Raw genomic sequence first — 13,787 nt, 5'->3', positions numbered from 1 at the left:
CTGACGACACGCTTCATGCCCACGCCCAATAACGGCGGGGGCCTGTGAAGCTAATCGGCTGACAACCGTTTCCCATGTCGACGTCGGAAATGCCCTTCAAGCAGCTAGACTGTTGCCGTAGGACACAGTTTGAAATAGTCACCCGGTTGAATAGCCCGGTGCAGCACCTTATATACCCCGCAGTACGCTACATCTTTAGCACGAGGAGATTTCTACAACCATGATGCGCATTTTGCTGTTTTTGGCCACTAACCTGGCGGTCGTGCTGATTGCCAGCATCACCCTGAGCCTTTTCGGCTTCAACGGGTTCATGGCGGCCAACGGGGTTGATCTCAACCTCAATCAGCTGCTGATTTTCTGTGCGGTCTTTGGTTTCGCCGGTTCCCTGTTCTCGCTGTTCATCTCCAAGTGGATGGCGAAAATGAGCACCAGCACCCAGATCATCAGCCAGCCGCGCACCCGGCATGAGCAATGGCTGCTGCAAACCGTCGAGCAACTGTCCCGCGAAGCCGGGATCAAGATGCCCGAAGTCGGGATTTTCCCGGCCTATGAAGCCAACGCCTTCGCCACCGGCTGGAACAAGAACGACGCACTGGTCGCGGTCAGCCAGGGCTTGCTCGAGCGTTTCTCGCCGGATGAAGTGAAAGCCGTTCTGGCCCACGAAATCGGTCACGTGGCCAATGGCGACATGGTCACCCTGGCGCTGATCCAGGGCGTGGTGAACACCTTCGTGATGTTCTTCGCCCGGATCATCGGCAACTTTGTCGACAAGGTGATCTTCAAGAACGAAGAAGGCCAGGGTATCGCCTACTACGTGGCGACCATCTTCGCTGAACTGGTCCTGGGCATCCTGGCCAGCGCCATCGTCATGTGGTTCTCGCGCAAGCGCGAATTCCGCGCCGACGACGCCGGCGCACGCCTGGCCGGTACCAGCGCAATGATCGGTGCCCTGCAGCGCCTGCGTGCCGAACAAGGGTTGCCGGTGCACATGCCGGATACCCTGAATGCCTTCGGCATCAACGGTGGTCTCAAACAAGGGTTCGCCCGCATGTTCATGAGCCACCCGCCGCTGGAAGAACGCATCGACGCACTGCGTCGCCGGGGCTGACAGCTTCCGCAGCACTAAAAGAAAAGGCCCGCAGTGAATGCGGGCCTTTTTTTGTCTGTTTGATTAATGCGGTGCTCTTCAGGCCCTCTTCGCGGGCAAGCCTCGCTCCTACAGGTCTTGTGTCGTTCACATAATCGGCGAATTACACAAAGCCTGTAGGAGCGAGCGGTGCGGCGATCCAACTTGCCCGCGAAGAGGCCAGCAAGCTCAACACACCTTAATGGCTGGAAACCCGATACACACGCTCCTCAAGCCGCGTGACACCGGCCTCGAGAAACTTCCAGCTCTCACCCAGGACGTCCTGGTCTTCCAGGATCTTCAGCTCCCACGAAGCCCCCAGCAGCCGTTGCACTTCGTCATCAAGCACAGCAAATGGCGGTCCGGCCATTTGCGTCTGGTCGTAATCCAGCGTAATCAAAATCCCTAAAGAATCCTTCGGCAGAATCCGGATCAGATGAGCCGCGTATTGTTCACGCATCGCTGGCGGCAACGCGATCAGCGCCGCGCGGTCGTACAGTGCGTTGCAATCGGCAACATCGCCTGCCGTCAACTCGAAGAAATCGCCGCACCACAACTCGATCGACCCGGCCCGATAGACGTTGAAAGGTCCCTGCTCGCTGATTGCCGGGTCCAGTTGATGCTCATTGAAAAAGTCCTCGATGGCCTTTTCCGACAACTCGATACCCAGCACCTCATGACCGCAGTGCGCCAGCCACAACAGGTCCAGGCTCTTGCCACACAACGGCACCAGTACGCGAGAACCTTCATCAAGGCCCAGTTGCGGCCAGAACCGTTGCAGATAGGGATTTACTTCCGGCAGATGAAAGCCGATCTGATTCGACGCCCACCGTTTGTGCCAAAACTCCGGCTGCATAATTAACCCCGAAAAATTCGATCAAAAGACTCTAAAACTTATATTAGATTTAGATCAATGATCTGACTGAAGATGCTGCCATCTTACTCTCCGGAGCTCAATTATGTTCCCCAGCCTGTATATCTCTCATGGCTCCCCCATGCTGGCCCTGGAACCTGGCGCCAGTGGGCCGGCCCTTGCGAATCTGGCCGCGACAATGCCCAAGCCCAAAGCCATCGTGATCGTTTCCGCGCACTGGGAAAGCAGCGAATTGCTGGTCGGCGGCAACCCCCAACCCGAAACCTGGCACGACTTCGGCGGTTTTCCGCGGGCCTTGTTCGAGGTGCAGTACCCGGCACCCGGCAGCCCGCAACTGGCGACAGAGGTTGTCGAGCTGCTGAAGACCGATGGCCTGCCTGCGCGCATCGACGCCAAGCGCCCCTTCGACCACGGCGTTTGGGTACCCTTGTCGTTGATGTACCCGCAGGCCGATGTCCCGGTGGTGCAGGTCTCGCTGCCCACCCGTGGCGGCCCGGCGCTACAAACCCGCGTCGGACATGCCCTGGCCAGCCTGCGTGAGCGCGGCGTGCTGTTGATCGGCTCTGGCAGCATCACCCACAACCTGCGCGAACTGGACTGGCACGCCGGCCCGGAAAGCGTCGAACCCTGGGCCAAGGCGTTCCGCGACTGGATGATCGAAAAACTCGAAGCGAACGATGAAGCCGCGCTACACGACTATCGCCAGCAAGCACCGAACGCGGTGCGCAACCACCCGAGTGACGAACATCTGTTACCGCTGTACTTCGCCCGCGCGGCCGGGGGCGAGTTCAGCATTGTGCACCAAGGGTTCACCATGGGGGCGCTGGGGATGGATATCTATCGTTTCGACTAATAAGTCGACCGCCGCCCCCGCTCAAACGCCGGACACAAAACAGCAGGCAAAAAAAATCCCCGAACCAGTCGGGGATTTTTTATGTGCGATCAATCAGCCCGGGGGCAGATCAATCTTCGCGGTAGCGACGCAGCTTCAACTGCTTACCGGCAACGCGAGTGTCCTTCAGTTTGGTCAGCAGACGCTCCAGACCATCTTCCGGCAGCTCGACGAGGCTGAAGCTGTCACGCACCTGAATGCGACCGATGGCTTCACGCGCCAGACCACCTTCGTTGAGGATGGCGCCCAGCAGGTTCTTGGCAGCGATACCATCACGCGCGCCCAGCGCGGTACGGCAACGAGCACGGCCTTCAGCCAGCGGGATCGGAGCACGACGCTCGCGGTCACCACGGTCCGGACGATCACCGGAACGCTCTGGACGATCGCCACGCGGTGCATTGTTCGGCACCAGCGGACGTTCTTTCTCGATCGCGGCCAGGGTCAGCGCTTGACCGTTGGTAGCCTTGCGCAGCAGAGCTGCGGCCAGGGCACGCGGGCTGCAACCGATGTCGGCAGTCAGACGATCCAGCAGATCACCGTGAGTCGACTCGGCATCACCTACCAGCGGCGACAGGCTGTTGGTCAGTTTCTTGATGCGGGCATCGAGAACAGCTTGAGCGTCCGGCAGGCGAACTTCGGCAACTTTCTGACCGGTAACACGCTCGATCACTTGCAGCATGCGGCGCTCACGAGGAGTGACCAGCAGCAGCGCGCGACCTTCGCGACCGGCACGGCCGGTACGGCCGATACGGTGAACGTAGGATTCCGGGTCGTACGGCATATCAACGTTGAACACGTGAGTGATACGCGGAACGTCCAGGCCACGAGCGGCAACGTCGGTCGCCACAACGATGTCCAGACGGCCATCCTTGAGGGATTCGATGACGCGCTCACGCTGGTTCTGAGCAATGTCACCGTTCAGCGCAGCGGCTTTGTAGCCTTTGGCTTCCAGGGCACTGGCCAGGTCCAGGGTCGCTTGCTTGGTGCGCACGAACATGATCAGGGCGTCGAAATCTTCCACTTCCAGCAAGCTGAGAACGGCAGAAGTCTTCTGGTCAGCGTGAACCAACAGGTGAGCCTGTTCGATCGCGGTAACGGTCTGAGTCTTGCTCTGGATCTTCACATGCTTCGGATCGCGCAGGTGGCGTTCGGCGATGGCACGGATCGATTGCGGCAGGGTGGCCGAGAACAATACGGTCTGACGGGTTTCCGGCATGGCCTTGAAGATAACTTCCAGGTCGTCCATGAAGCCCAGCTTGAGCATTTCGTCCGCTTCGTCGAGAACCAGGTGGTTCACGGTAGCCAGGACTTTTTCGTCGCGACGCAGGTGGTCGCACAGACGGCCCGGAGTGGCGACAACAATCTGTGCGCCATTACGGATTGCTTTCAATTGTGGGCCCATCGGCGCGCCGCCGTAGACAGCCACAACAGTTACGCCCGGCATTTGCTTGGCGTAGGTTTCGAAAGCGGTTGCAACTTGTAGCGCCAACTCACGAGTTGGGGCCAGGATCAGAGCTTGCGGCTCGCGCTTGGACGGATCAATGCGGTGCAGGATCGGCAGGGCAAAGGCAGCGGTTTTACCGGTACCGGTTTGCGCCTGGCCAATCATATCGTGACCGGCGAGAATGATCGGGATCGACTGCTGCTGAATGGCCGAAGGCTCTTCATAGCCGGTAGCGACTACTGCAGCGACAATATTAGGGTGAAGTTCAAGAGCGGCGAAGCCGCCGATTTCCTGGGTCATGGGTCTGCCTCTAAGTGCATCCGCAAAGACCCATGCTCCAAAGCTGCGCATGCCGTGTTGAGACTCAAGAGTCGCCCTGGCAGCTTTGTCGGCGGGGATTTGCGAAAACGAATGAATGAAAAGAATCGTCAAGGAAGAGTCCGCGGGGCGGACGTGCAGCCGAAGCTGGCTTCGGGGAATTGCGCTACCTAAACGCGGCCCGTTTAAAGGCCGGCGCGCACTATACCGGAATTCGGCAAAAAAGGGAGCTTTTTTTATCGGAAAAAACCGGCATACGCCGTTGTGTCACGGGCTTTGCGGATAATCGTACAACCGTCTATTTTGCAAAGGCCCGGCCCTGCTGACGATGGCGCTAAAACGGTTCACCCTTGCGACGCAGACCTTTGGTCTGACGCCCCCTTCCCGCCCGAGGAAATGCTCCATGAATCAGCCCAGCCCCAGTCGTGTCACCCGTGAAAGACACGGTCATGTCCTGATGATCGGCCTGGATCGGGTGGCCAAGCGCAATGCCTTCGACCTCGACCTGCTCAATGCGCTCAGCCTGGCCTATGGGGAATTCGAAGCCGACAGTGAGGCGCGGGTCGCGGTGGTGTTCGGCCATGGCGAGCATTTCACTGCCGGGCTCGACCTGGTCAGCGCCGGCGCAGCCCTGGCCGAAGGCTGGCAGGCACCACCCGGTGGCTGCGATCCCTGGGGCGTGTTCGGCGGCCCCCGCGTCAGCAAACCGGTGATTGTCGCGGCGCAAGGCTACTGCCTGACCGCGGGCATCGAATTGATGCTGGCCGCCGACATCAACCTGTGCGCCAGCAATACCCGTTTTGCCCAAAAGGAAGTGCAGCGCGGACTCCTCCCGTTCGGTGGCGCCACCTTGCGCCTGCATCAGGTCGCCGGTTGGGGCAACGCCATGCGCTGGCTGCTCACCGGCGATGAATTCGATGCACATGACGCCTTGCATCTGGGCCTGGTGCAGGAAGTCATGGCCAGCGAGGACTTGCTGCCACGGGCGATCGAGTTGGCCGAGAGGATTGCGAGGCAGGCACCGCTGGGGGTTCAGGCGACGTTGATGTCTGCGCGACAGGCGCACTACGAGGGTGAAATTGCTGCGACCCAAGCATTGCCGGCACTGGTGAAGAAACTGCTCAACAGCGAGGACGCCAAGGAGGGTGTGCGGTCGATGATCGAGAAGCGGCCAGGCGTCTTCAAAGGCTGCTGACAGATCGGCTTTTGTGGCGAGGGAGCAAGCTCCCTCGCCACAAATGACCTCATCGCATTAAGTCGCCGGCCGAATATCCTTGATCAGCGATTGCAACGAATACCCCAACCGCGGCGCCAGGCCTTCCGCGCGGGCGATCAGCCCTTCCATGTCCAACTCCTGATCCAGCTCCGATGGCACGATCAGAATCACGTTGCCCTCCTTCACCGGCAGTTCCCAGTAATGCCGGTGATAGAGACCGCGCAACAACGCTGCACCCAACGGCTTGCCGTCGTCGGTAGCCCACTGGTTGATCACCAGCCAGCCCCCCGGATTCAAGCGTTTCTGACAGTTTTCCAGAAAGCTCCAGGCCAGATGCCCGACACCCGGCCCGACATCGGTATACAGGTCGACGAAAATCAGATCGGCCGGTTCAGCCGTATCGAGCAACTCCAGCGCATCGCCGACGCGGATGTACAGCCGCGGATCGTCATCCAGCCCCAGGTATTCGATGGCCAGGCGCGGTACGTCAGGGCGTAGCTCGATGGCTTCGACATCTTCCAGTGGCAGGAACTTCAAGCAAGCCTGGGTCAGTGTCCCAGCACCAAGGCCGAGGAACAGCGCGCTTTCCGGCTGCTCGTGGCACAGCGCACCAATCAGCATCGCGCGGGTGTAATCGTACTCGAGCCAGCTAGGGTCGGCGGTGAACACGCAGCTCTGTTCGATGGCGTCACCGAACTCCAGAAAACGGTAATCGGCCACTTCCAGCACGCGAATCACGCCGAACTCATCCTGCACCTCGGCGAGCAGATGCTCGACGCGCTCCTCAGTCATTTCGTCTCCTGATCGTTACCGGCCCCGGCAACACGATAAACCGCAACATAAAGCGGCAAAGGCGCGATTGTCCGCGAAGCGACGGGAGCAGGTCACGCACTAATTGCTGATAACATAACCGTCCGAGCGTAAAACACTAGAGACTGCGATGAGCCAACCCTGGAGCCCTGACAGCTGGCGCGCCCTGCCGATCCAGCAACAACCTCAATACCCCGACGCGGCGCATTTGCTGCACGTCGAGCAAACCCTGGCGAGCTATCCGCCACTGGTGTTTGCCGGTGAAGCGCGGGAGTTGCGCCGTCAGTTTGCCGAAGTCACCCAGGGCCGGGCATTTCTGTTGCAGGGCGGCGACTGCGCCGAAAGCTTCGCCGAATTCTCCGCCGCGAAAATTCGCGACACCTTTAAAGTGTTGCTGCAAATGGCGATCGTCATGACCTTCGCGGCCGGTTGCCCGGTGGTCAAAGTCGGACGCATGGCCGGTCAGTTCGCCAAACCCCGTTCGGCCAATGATGAAACCATCAACGGCGTGACGCTGCCGGCCTACCGTGGCGACATCGTCAACGGCATCGGTTTCGACGAAAAAAGCCGCGTACCGGACCCGGATCGTCTGCTGCAGTCCTACCATCAGTCCACTGCGACCCTGAACCTGCTGCGCGCCTTTGCCCAGGGCGGCTTTGCCGATCTGCATCAGGTACACAAATGGAACCTGGACTTCATCGCCAACTCGGCACTGGCCGAGAAATACAGCCACCTGGCCGATCGCATCGATGAAACCCTGGCCTTCATGCGCGCCTGCGGCATGGACAGCTCGCCGCAACTGCGCGAAACCAGTTTCTTCACCGCCCACGAAGCGCTGCTGCTGAACTACGAAGAAGCCTTCGTGCGTCGCGACAGCCTGACCAACGACTACTACGACTGCTCGGCCCACATGCTGTGGATCGGTGACCGTACACGTCAACTGGACGGTGCTCACGTCGAATTCCTGCGCGGGGTGCATAACCCGATCGGGGTCAAGGTCGGCCCGAGCATGAACCCTGAAGACCTGATTCGCCTGATCGATGTGCTCAACCCGGACAACGACCCGGGTCGCCTGAACCTGATTGCGCGGATGGGCGCGAACAAGGTCGGCGATCACCTGCCGCAGCTGATTCGCGCGGTGCAGCGCGAAGGCAAGCAAGTGCTTTGGAGCTCCGACCCGATGCACGGCAACACCATCAAGGCCAGCAGCGGCTACAAGACCCGCGACTTCGCGCAGATCCTTGGCGAGGTGAAGCAGTTCTTCCAGGTTCACGAAGCGGAAGGCAGTTATGCCGGCGGCATCCACATCGAAATGACCGGGCAGAACGTCACCGAATGCATCGGCGGCGCGCGGCCGATTACCGAAGATGGGTTGTCGGATCGTTATCACACCCATTGCGACCCGCGGATGAATGCCGATCAGTCGCTGGAACTGGCGTTTTTGATTGCCGAGACCCTGAAGCAAGTCCGGCGTTAAATCGCGTTAAGCCCTTCGCGGGCAAGCCTCGCTCCTACAGGTTTTGGGTCGTTCACATTTCCGGTGGACGACATAAAACCTGTAGGAGCGAGGCTTGCCCGCGAAGGCGTCAATTCAAACAACACTGAATTGAGCCAACGCCCCCCGCAACCGCGCCGCACTCGCCCGCGGGCAATTCAGCTGAACCCGCTCGAGCCCCAACCAGTCCGCCATCCGCCGTAGTTTGACCGCCAACGCCAGCATCCCTTCATCATCCAGCCCCGGCTCTTCCTCATGCACGGCATGCACCGCCAACCGGCCTGACGCTCGTTCGGCTCGCAAGTCGACCCGCGCAGCAATCCGCTCATTGTGCAAAAACGGCAAGACGTAATAGCCGTAGACGCGCTTATGCTGCGGCGTATAAATCTCCAGCCGATAACGGAAATCGAACAATCGCTCGGTACGGCTGCGCACCCAAATCAGCGAATCGAATGGCGAAAGCAGCGCACTGGCCTCAACCTTGCGCGGCACTTTCGGCTCAGCCAGGCAATAAGCCGGTTGCCGCCAGCCTTCAACTCCACAGACCAGCAGCTTTCCGCCCTCGACCAGTTCCGCCAGACGCGGCCGGCTGTCTGCCGGGCTCAAGCGAAAATAGTCCCGCAGGTCCTTTTCCGTGCCGACGCCCAACGCCGTGGCCGCATGCAGCAATAACCCGCGCTGGGCTTCGGCTTCACTGAGCAAGGGCTGCTGTAAGAGCGCCGAAGGAATCACCCGTTCCGGCAAATCATAAAGCCGTTCGAACCCGCGCCGGCTGGCCACGGTCACTTCACCGGCGGCGAACAACCATTCAAGCGCATGCTTTTCAGCGCTCCAGTCCCACCACGGCCCTGCCCGTTCCTGACGGGTCGACAGGCTGCCCGCCCCCAGCGCACCGAGCTTCTGGACCGACGCTAAAACACGGCGAATCGTGTCCTGCTGCTCACGACCGAAACGCGCCAGTTGCTGGTAGATATCTTCGCCACGGGAAGCGCGCTGCATGCGCCAGCGCATCAAGGGGTACATCGACAACGGTAATAACGAAGCTTCGTGGCCCCAATACTCGAATAACGTGCGCCGGCGGCCCTGACTCCAGGCAGCCTGATCGAGCAAGTCGGTTGAATAATTGCCAAGACGGGAAAACACGGGAAGGTAGTGCGAACGCACCAATGCATTGACCGAATCGATCTGCAGAATGCCGAGCCGTTCGATCAGCCGGTTGAGCTGAACCGGTTTGATCGCCGCCGGCGGCTGGCGCCCGTTGAACCCTTGGGCAGCCAGCGCCAGACGCCGAGCCTGTTTGAGGGAAAAGGACAGTGTGGCGGGCATGAGCATCTCCTTGTCTGCTCGCAACCTACCTCACCCGAAAGTGGTTTGTGTAGCGATGGCATCATCATTTGTGCATCGGATCATCCCAGAACGGTCTTACTGCCTCATGCTCCACATCTGCGCGGCTCACGCCGATATCCTTCAGTGCTTCGTCGCTCAAGCTCGCCAGTAATTCACGTTCACGGTGAAGTTCGTACCAGCGACTAAACTTGTGCAGCAGATCGGATACCGCGTGGATTGAGAATTTTTGTTCCGTTACATGCTCGTTGTGACCTTTCATCGTGTAGCCCTCCTTTAGGGATGGATCCAGTCTCGCCGCAGCGCTAAGATCAATCCAACGAATGTTTCTGATGGCATACATCTCGGAGATTGATGAATGTCCGCCTACCCCAGTATCGACACCGATGTACTGCGCACCTTCGTCGCGATCGCTGATCAGGGCGGCTTTACCCGCGCCGGGGAAATGGTCAACCGCACCCAGTCGGCGGTGAGCATGCAGATGAAACGTCTGGAAGAAGACGTGTTGCAGCGCCAGCTGTTCGAACGCGACGGGCGCCAGGTCAAGCTGACCGCCGAAGGCCAGGTGTTGCTCGGCTATGCGCGGCGCATCCTCAAACTCCACAGCGAAGTCTTCAATACCCTGCGCGAGCCGCACATGGTCGGCACGGTGCGCATCGGCACACCCGACGATTACGTGATGCGCTTTCTGCCGGGCATCCTGTCGCGCTTCGCGCAGTTCTACCCGCTGATCCAGATCGAGGTTCATTGCGAATCGACCCGGCAACTGTTGCAGCGCCAGGACCTGGACCTGTCCATCGTCACCCGCGAGCCGGGTAACGAGATCGGCCAGTTGTTGCGCAAGGAGCGCTTTGTCTGGGCCGAGGCCCAATGCTTCAACGCCCACGAGCAGACGCCGCTGCCGCTGGCGATGTTCAATAGCGATTGTTTCTGCCGTGCCTGGGCGTGTAATGCGCTGGAAGCCATGGGTCGCGATTATCGCATTGCCTACAACAGCTCCAGCCTGTCGGCATTGATGGCAGTGGTCAGCGCGGGGCTTGCGATCACCGCGCAACTGGAAAGCCTGATCACGCCAGACATGCGCATCCTTGGCGCCGACGAAGACCTGCCGCTGTTGCCGGAAGCCAGCATCATGCTGATCCGCAACCTGAACAACCCTTCACCGATCACCGAATGCCTGGCCGAGCACATCGTCGAAGGCTTCAAACTTTAAAGGCGAGCATCACCGCGCAGCACACCAGAAACCCACAGAACAGCCCGCGCAACAGCCGCTCCGGCAGTGCGTGGGCGATTCTCACGCCCCAACTGATGCTCATCAATCCACCGACTGCCAATGGAATACCGATCGCCCAGTGCACCTGATGGTGCACCGCATAAGTCGCCAACGTGACGCCCGTGCTCGGCAATGCCAGTGCCAGCGACAAGCCCTGGGCAACCACTTGGCTGGTACCGAACAGACTGGTCAACACCGGCGTGGCCACCACCGCCCCACCCACGCCAAACAACCCGCCCATGGTCCCGGAAGCCGCGCCGAGCACACCCAGCCACGGCCATGAATAATGCATCTGTGAAGACGCCGGCGCAGTGGCGGTGAACATTCGCATCAGGTTGTAGGCCGACAGCGCGACCAGGAACGCGACAAACCCCACGCGCATGGTTTGCGCATCGATGCCCACCGCCCAGATCGAACCGATCCAGGCGAAGCAAAATCCCATCGAAGCCAATGGCAGCGCATGACGCAATTCGATGCGATTGCGCTGGTGATAACGCCATAGCGCCAGCATCACGTTCGGCACCACCATCACCAGCGCCGTGCCTTGGGCGACCTGCTGATCGAGACCGCACCACACGCCCAGCAGCGGAATCGCCACCAACCCGCCACCAATGCCGAAGAGCCCGCCGAGGGTGCCCATGGCGGCGCCAAAAACCAGGTACATCACGAACTCAATCACAGGCGGTTTCCTCTTGTCAGGCCGCTCATCCTACGCAGTCGGCTCTGGCAGGGAAACGCATAGCAACGCACAATGGCTGTGCCAAATTCGCACAAGCGTTGACGAAGCCATGAACCCCAATCAATTGACCGAACAACTCGGACTGTTTCTGGATGTGCTGGAGACCGGCAGTTTTTCCGCTGCATCCCGCCGTCATCCCCTGACGCCATCGGCGGTGGCGCGACGTATCGATAGCCTGGAAAGCGCCGTCGGCAGTCAGCTGTTCATTCGCAGCACCCACGCGGTGCGGGCTACCCCGGCAGGTTTGGCCTTTGCCGAGCGCGCGCGGAGGATCGTCGCGGAACTGCGGCTGGCGCGGGCGGAAGCGGTGTCCCTGAGCAACGCGCCGGAAGGCTTGATTCGGGTCGATGCGCCGGCAGCGTTCGGACGACGCCATCTGGCACCGGTGATTGCCGACTTCCTGACCCTTTACCCCGGCCTCGACGTGCAATTGCACCTGATCGACAGCTTTGTCGACATGCAGGGTTCGAACCTGGGCAAGGTCGACCTGGTACTGCGTGCCGGGCAAATGGCCGATACCCGGCTGGTGGCCACGCCGCTGGCGAGCATGGTGCGCATCGCCTGCGCCAGCCCCGATTACCTGCAACGCCGTGGCGTGCCGACCGAGCCGGCGCAATTGGTCGACCACGACGGTCTGGATTGGGACGGCCTGGCTCCGCCGTTCGCCTGGCGCTTCGAGCGGGATGGGCAGATGCATTTGCACCGGCCTGCGCGAATCCGCATGAGCGCCAATAACGCCGAGGCGCTGGTCTGCGGCGCACTGGCCGGGCTGGGTGTCGCGCATCTGCCGACCTGGTTGGCCAGTGAATATTTATTGCGCGGCGAACTGCTACCGCTGTTCTGCGAACAAGGTCTGCCAAAACCGGAAAGCACCGGTATTTATGCGTTACGCCTGGAGCAGCAGCCCAGTTCGCGTAGCCGCTTGCTGCTGGAATACCTGAAGACCCGTTTCAGCCCCATCCCACCGTGGGATCTGGCGCTGCAAACCAACCTGGACCGCCACTAGTCCATAATTATCTGGCGCATTAAAGATTCGCCCGCTAGATTCATGACGATCACTGATCAAGGCTTTGAAATGAACACCGACCGCGACACCCCGGACAACTGCGATAACCTGCTGCTGGATAATCAGGTCTGCTTCGCCCTGCATTCCACTTCATTGCTGATGACCAAGGTTTACAAGCCGCTGTTGCAAGCGCTGGGCCTGACGTATCCGCAGTACCTGGCAATGATGGTGTTGTGGGAAAAGGACGGATTGACGGTCGGCGAAATCAGCAGCCGACTACTGACCGACCCCGGCTCCCTCACCCCGCTGCTCAAACGCCTGGAAGCCGAAGGCCTGCTGAGCCGCACCCGCAGCCGCGAAGATGAACGGGTGGTGATTGTCGAACTCACCGAGCAAGGCCATGCGCTGCGAGACAAAGCGCGCGATATTCCGCAGTGCATCCTCGGCGCCAGCGGGCAGACGCTGGAGCAGTTGAAGAAGCTGCAAGCGGATCTCCAGGAGCTGCGCAGCCACCTGCAAGACAGCCTTTAGACCGCGTTATCGTTCTTCGCGGGCAAGTCGGATCGCCCGCGAAGGCGTCCTCCCCCGTCGCAAAAAAATTCACTTCGCATAAATCCCGCACGAAAGCCTCTATCTCAAGCATCTCCCGCCTGATCGAATCTCCAGGTGATGGGCAGGGTCAGTTTTTTTCAAAAATTTATCTTGCGCGCTAAATATTAGCGAGCTACATTCACTTCGCACTTACTTAGCGCGCAAACATTTAGCGCGAAACACCCAATCCGAAACGAGGCTCACACCATGCAAACTCTCTACACCGCAATCGCAACCTCCACCGGCGGCCGTGACGGTCGTTCGATCTCCAGCGACAACGTCCTCGACGTCAAACTCGCGACCCCGAAAGAACTCGGTGGCGCCGGCGGTGCGGCAACCAACCCTGAACAATTGTTCGCCGCCGGCTATTCCGCCTGCTTCATCGGCGCGCTGAAATTCGTCGCCAGCCAGACCAAACGCAAAATCCCCGACGACGCCTCGATCACTGCCCATGTCGGCATCGGCCAGATCCCTGGTGGTTTCGGCCTGGACATCGACCTGCACATCAGCCTGCCGGGCCTTGAACAAGCCGATGCACAAAGCCTGGTCGACGCCGCCCACCAGGTCTGCCCGTACTCCAACGCCACGCGTGGCAACGTCGATGTGCGCCTGCACGTTGCCGTTTAATCACTGATCTTGATCATTCGCCCACAAAAAAG

14 protein-coding genes are annotated in these 13,787 nt (G+C 60.1%); 8 read left to right on the top strand and 6 right to left on the bottom strand.

Annotated elements, in window-relative coordinates; all coding sequences use genetic code 11:
* The first annotated feature begins 220 nt into the window (after positions 1-220).
* The gene (htpX, locus tag AC07VO_RS14360) at positions 221-1,108 is read left to right on the top strand and encodes a protease HtpX (protein ID WP_008075669.1); all 888 of its coding nucleotides are present in this window, start codon (positions 221-223) and stop codon (positions 1,106-1,108) included.
* Between the two features lie 217 nt (positions 1,109-1,325).
* On the opposite strand, the gene AC07VO_RS14355 is transcribed toward htpX, so the two are convergent.
* A complete protein-coding gene (locus tag AC07VO_RS14355; RefSeq protein ID WP_192350975.1) occupies positions 1,326-1,982 on the bottom strand; it encodes a thiopurine S-methyltransferase in 657 nt (218 codons plus the stop codon).
* 103 nt (positions 1,983-2,085) lie between these two features.
* Here AC07VO_RS14355 and AC07VO_RS14350 point away from each other — a divergent pair, with 103 nt between their 5' ends.
* A complete protein-coding gene (locus tag AC07VO_RS14350) occupies positions 2,086-2,853 on the top strand; it encodes a DODA-type extradiol aromatic ring-opening family dioxygenase (protein ID WP_018930019.1) in 768 nt (255 codons plus the stop codon).
* A 109-nt stretch (positions 2,854-2,962) separates the two neighbouring features.
* Here AC07VO_RS14350 and AC07VO_RS14345 read toward each other — a convergent pair whose 3' ends face one another.
* Positions 2,963-4,636 (bottom strand): DEAD/DEAH box helicase, encoded by a 1,674-nt coding sequence (locus AC07VO_RS14345; protein ID WP_018930020.1) that lies wholly within the window; start codon positions 4,634-4,636, stop codon positions 2,963-2,965.
* Positions 4,637-5,057: 421 nt separating this feature from the next.
* Between AC07VO_RS14345 and AC07VO_RS14340 the strand changes: the two genes are divergently transcribed.
* Positions 5,058-5,849, top strand: a complete 792-nt coding sequence (locus AC07VO_RS14340) for a crotonase/enoyl-CoA hydratase family protein (protein ID WP_064616732.1) — start codon at positions 5,058-5,060, stop codon at positions 5,847-5,849.
* Positions 5,850-5,906: 57 nt separating this feature from the next.
* Here AC07VO_RS14340 and AC07VO_RS14335 read toward each other — a convergent pair whose 3' ends face one another.
* Positions 5,907-6,662: a spermidine synthase gene (locus AC07VO_RS14335; protein WP_007940010.1), complete on the bottom strand. Its 756-nt coding sequence runs from the start codon at positions 6,660-6,662 to the stop codon at positions 5,907-5,909.
* A gap of 148 nt (positions 6,663-6,810) precedes the next feature.
* On the opposite strand from AC07VO_RS14335, the gene AC07VO_RS14330 reads away from it, so the two are divergent.
* Positions 6,811-8,157: a class II 3-deoxy-7-phosphoheptulonate synthase gene (locus AC07VO_RS14330; RefSeq protein WP_007899909.1), complete on the top strand. Its 1,347-nt coding sequence runs from the start codon at positions 6,811-6,813 to the stop codon at positions 8,155-8,157.
* Positions 8,158-8,271: 114 nt separating this feature from the next.
* Here AC07VO_RS14330 and AC07VO_RS14325 read toward each other — a convergent pair whose 3' ends face one another.
* The gene (locus AC07VO_RS14325) at positions 8,272-9,501 is read right to left on the bottom strand and encodes a winged helix-turn-helix domain-containing protein (protein ID WP_495007599.1); all 1,230 of its coding nucleotides are present in this window, start codon (positions 9,499-9,501) and stop codon (positions 8,272-8,274) included.
* Positions 9,502-9,565: 64 nt separating this feature from the next.
* Entirely contained in the window at positions 9,566-9,781 is a 216-nt protein-coding gene (locus AC07VO_RS14320; RefSeq protein WP_018930023.1) for a DUF1127 domain-containing protein, read from the bottom strand.
* A gap of 96 nt (positions 9,782-9,877) precedes the next feature.
* Between AC07VO_RS14320 and AC07VO_RS14315 the strand changes: the two genes are divergently transcribed.
* Positions 9,878-10,732, top strand: coding sequence for a LysR substrate-binding domain-containing protein (locus AC07VO_RS14315; RefSeq protein WP_018930024.1), 855 nt, complete (start codon positions 9,878-9,880; stop codon positions 10,730-10,732).
* Here the strand turns inward: AC07VO_RS14315 and AC07VO_RS14310 are convergent.
* Positions 10,722-11,456: a sulfite exporter TauE/SafE family protein gene (locus AC07VO_RS14310; protein WP_081626569.1), complete on the bottom strand. Its 735-nt coding sequence runs from the start codon at positions 11,454-11,456 to the stop codon at positions 10,722-10,724. The two genes, AC07VO_RS14315 and AC07VO_RS14310, sit on opposite strands and share 11 nt — an antisense overlap.
* A 124-nt stretch (positions 11,457-11,580) precedes the next feature.
* Here AC07VO_RS14310 and AC07VO_RS14305 point away from each other — a divergent pair, with 124 nt between their 5' ends.
* From AC07VO_RS14305 to AC07VO_RS14295, 3 genes are all read left to right on the top strand, one after another.
* On the top strand, positions 11,581-12,537 hold the full coding sequence (locus tag AC07VO_RS14305; RefSeq protein ID WP_086944663.1) for a LysR family transcriptional regulator: 957 nt from the start codon (positions 11,581-11,583) through the stop codon (positions 12,535-12,537).
* A gap of 69 nt (positions 12,538-12,606) precedes the next feature.
* Entirely contained in the window at positions 12,607-13,068 is a 462-nt protein-coding gene (locus tag AC07VO_RS14300) for a MarR family winged helix-turn-helix transcriptional regulator (RefSeq protein ID WP_192351043.1), read from the top strand.
* A gap of 267 nt (positions 13,069-13,335) precedes the next feature.
* Entirely contained in the window at positions 13,336-13,755 is a 420-nt protein-coding gene (locus AC07VO_RS14295; protein WP_018930027.1) for an organic hydroperoxide resistance protein, read from the top strand.
* The last annotated feature ends 32 nt before the right edge of the window (positions 13,756-13,787 follow it).

It is taken from the genome of Pseudomonas sp. GW821-FHT03E01 (genome assembly GCF_059420765.1).
This window is presented reverse-complemented; position numbering and strand designations above follow the sequence as displayed.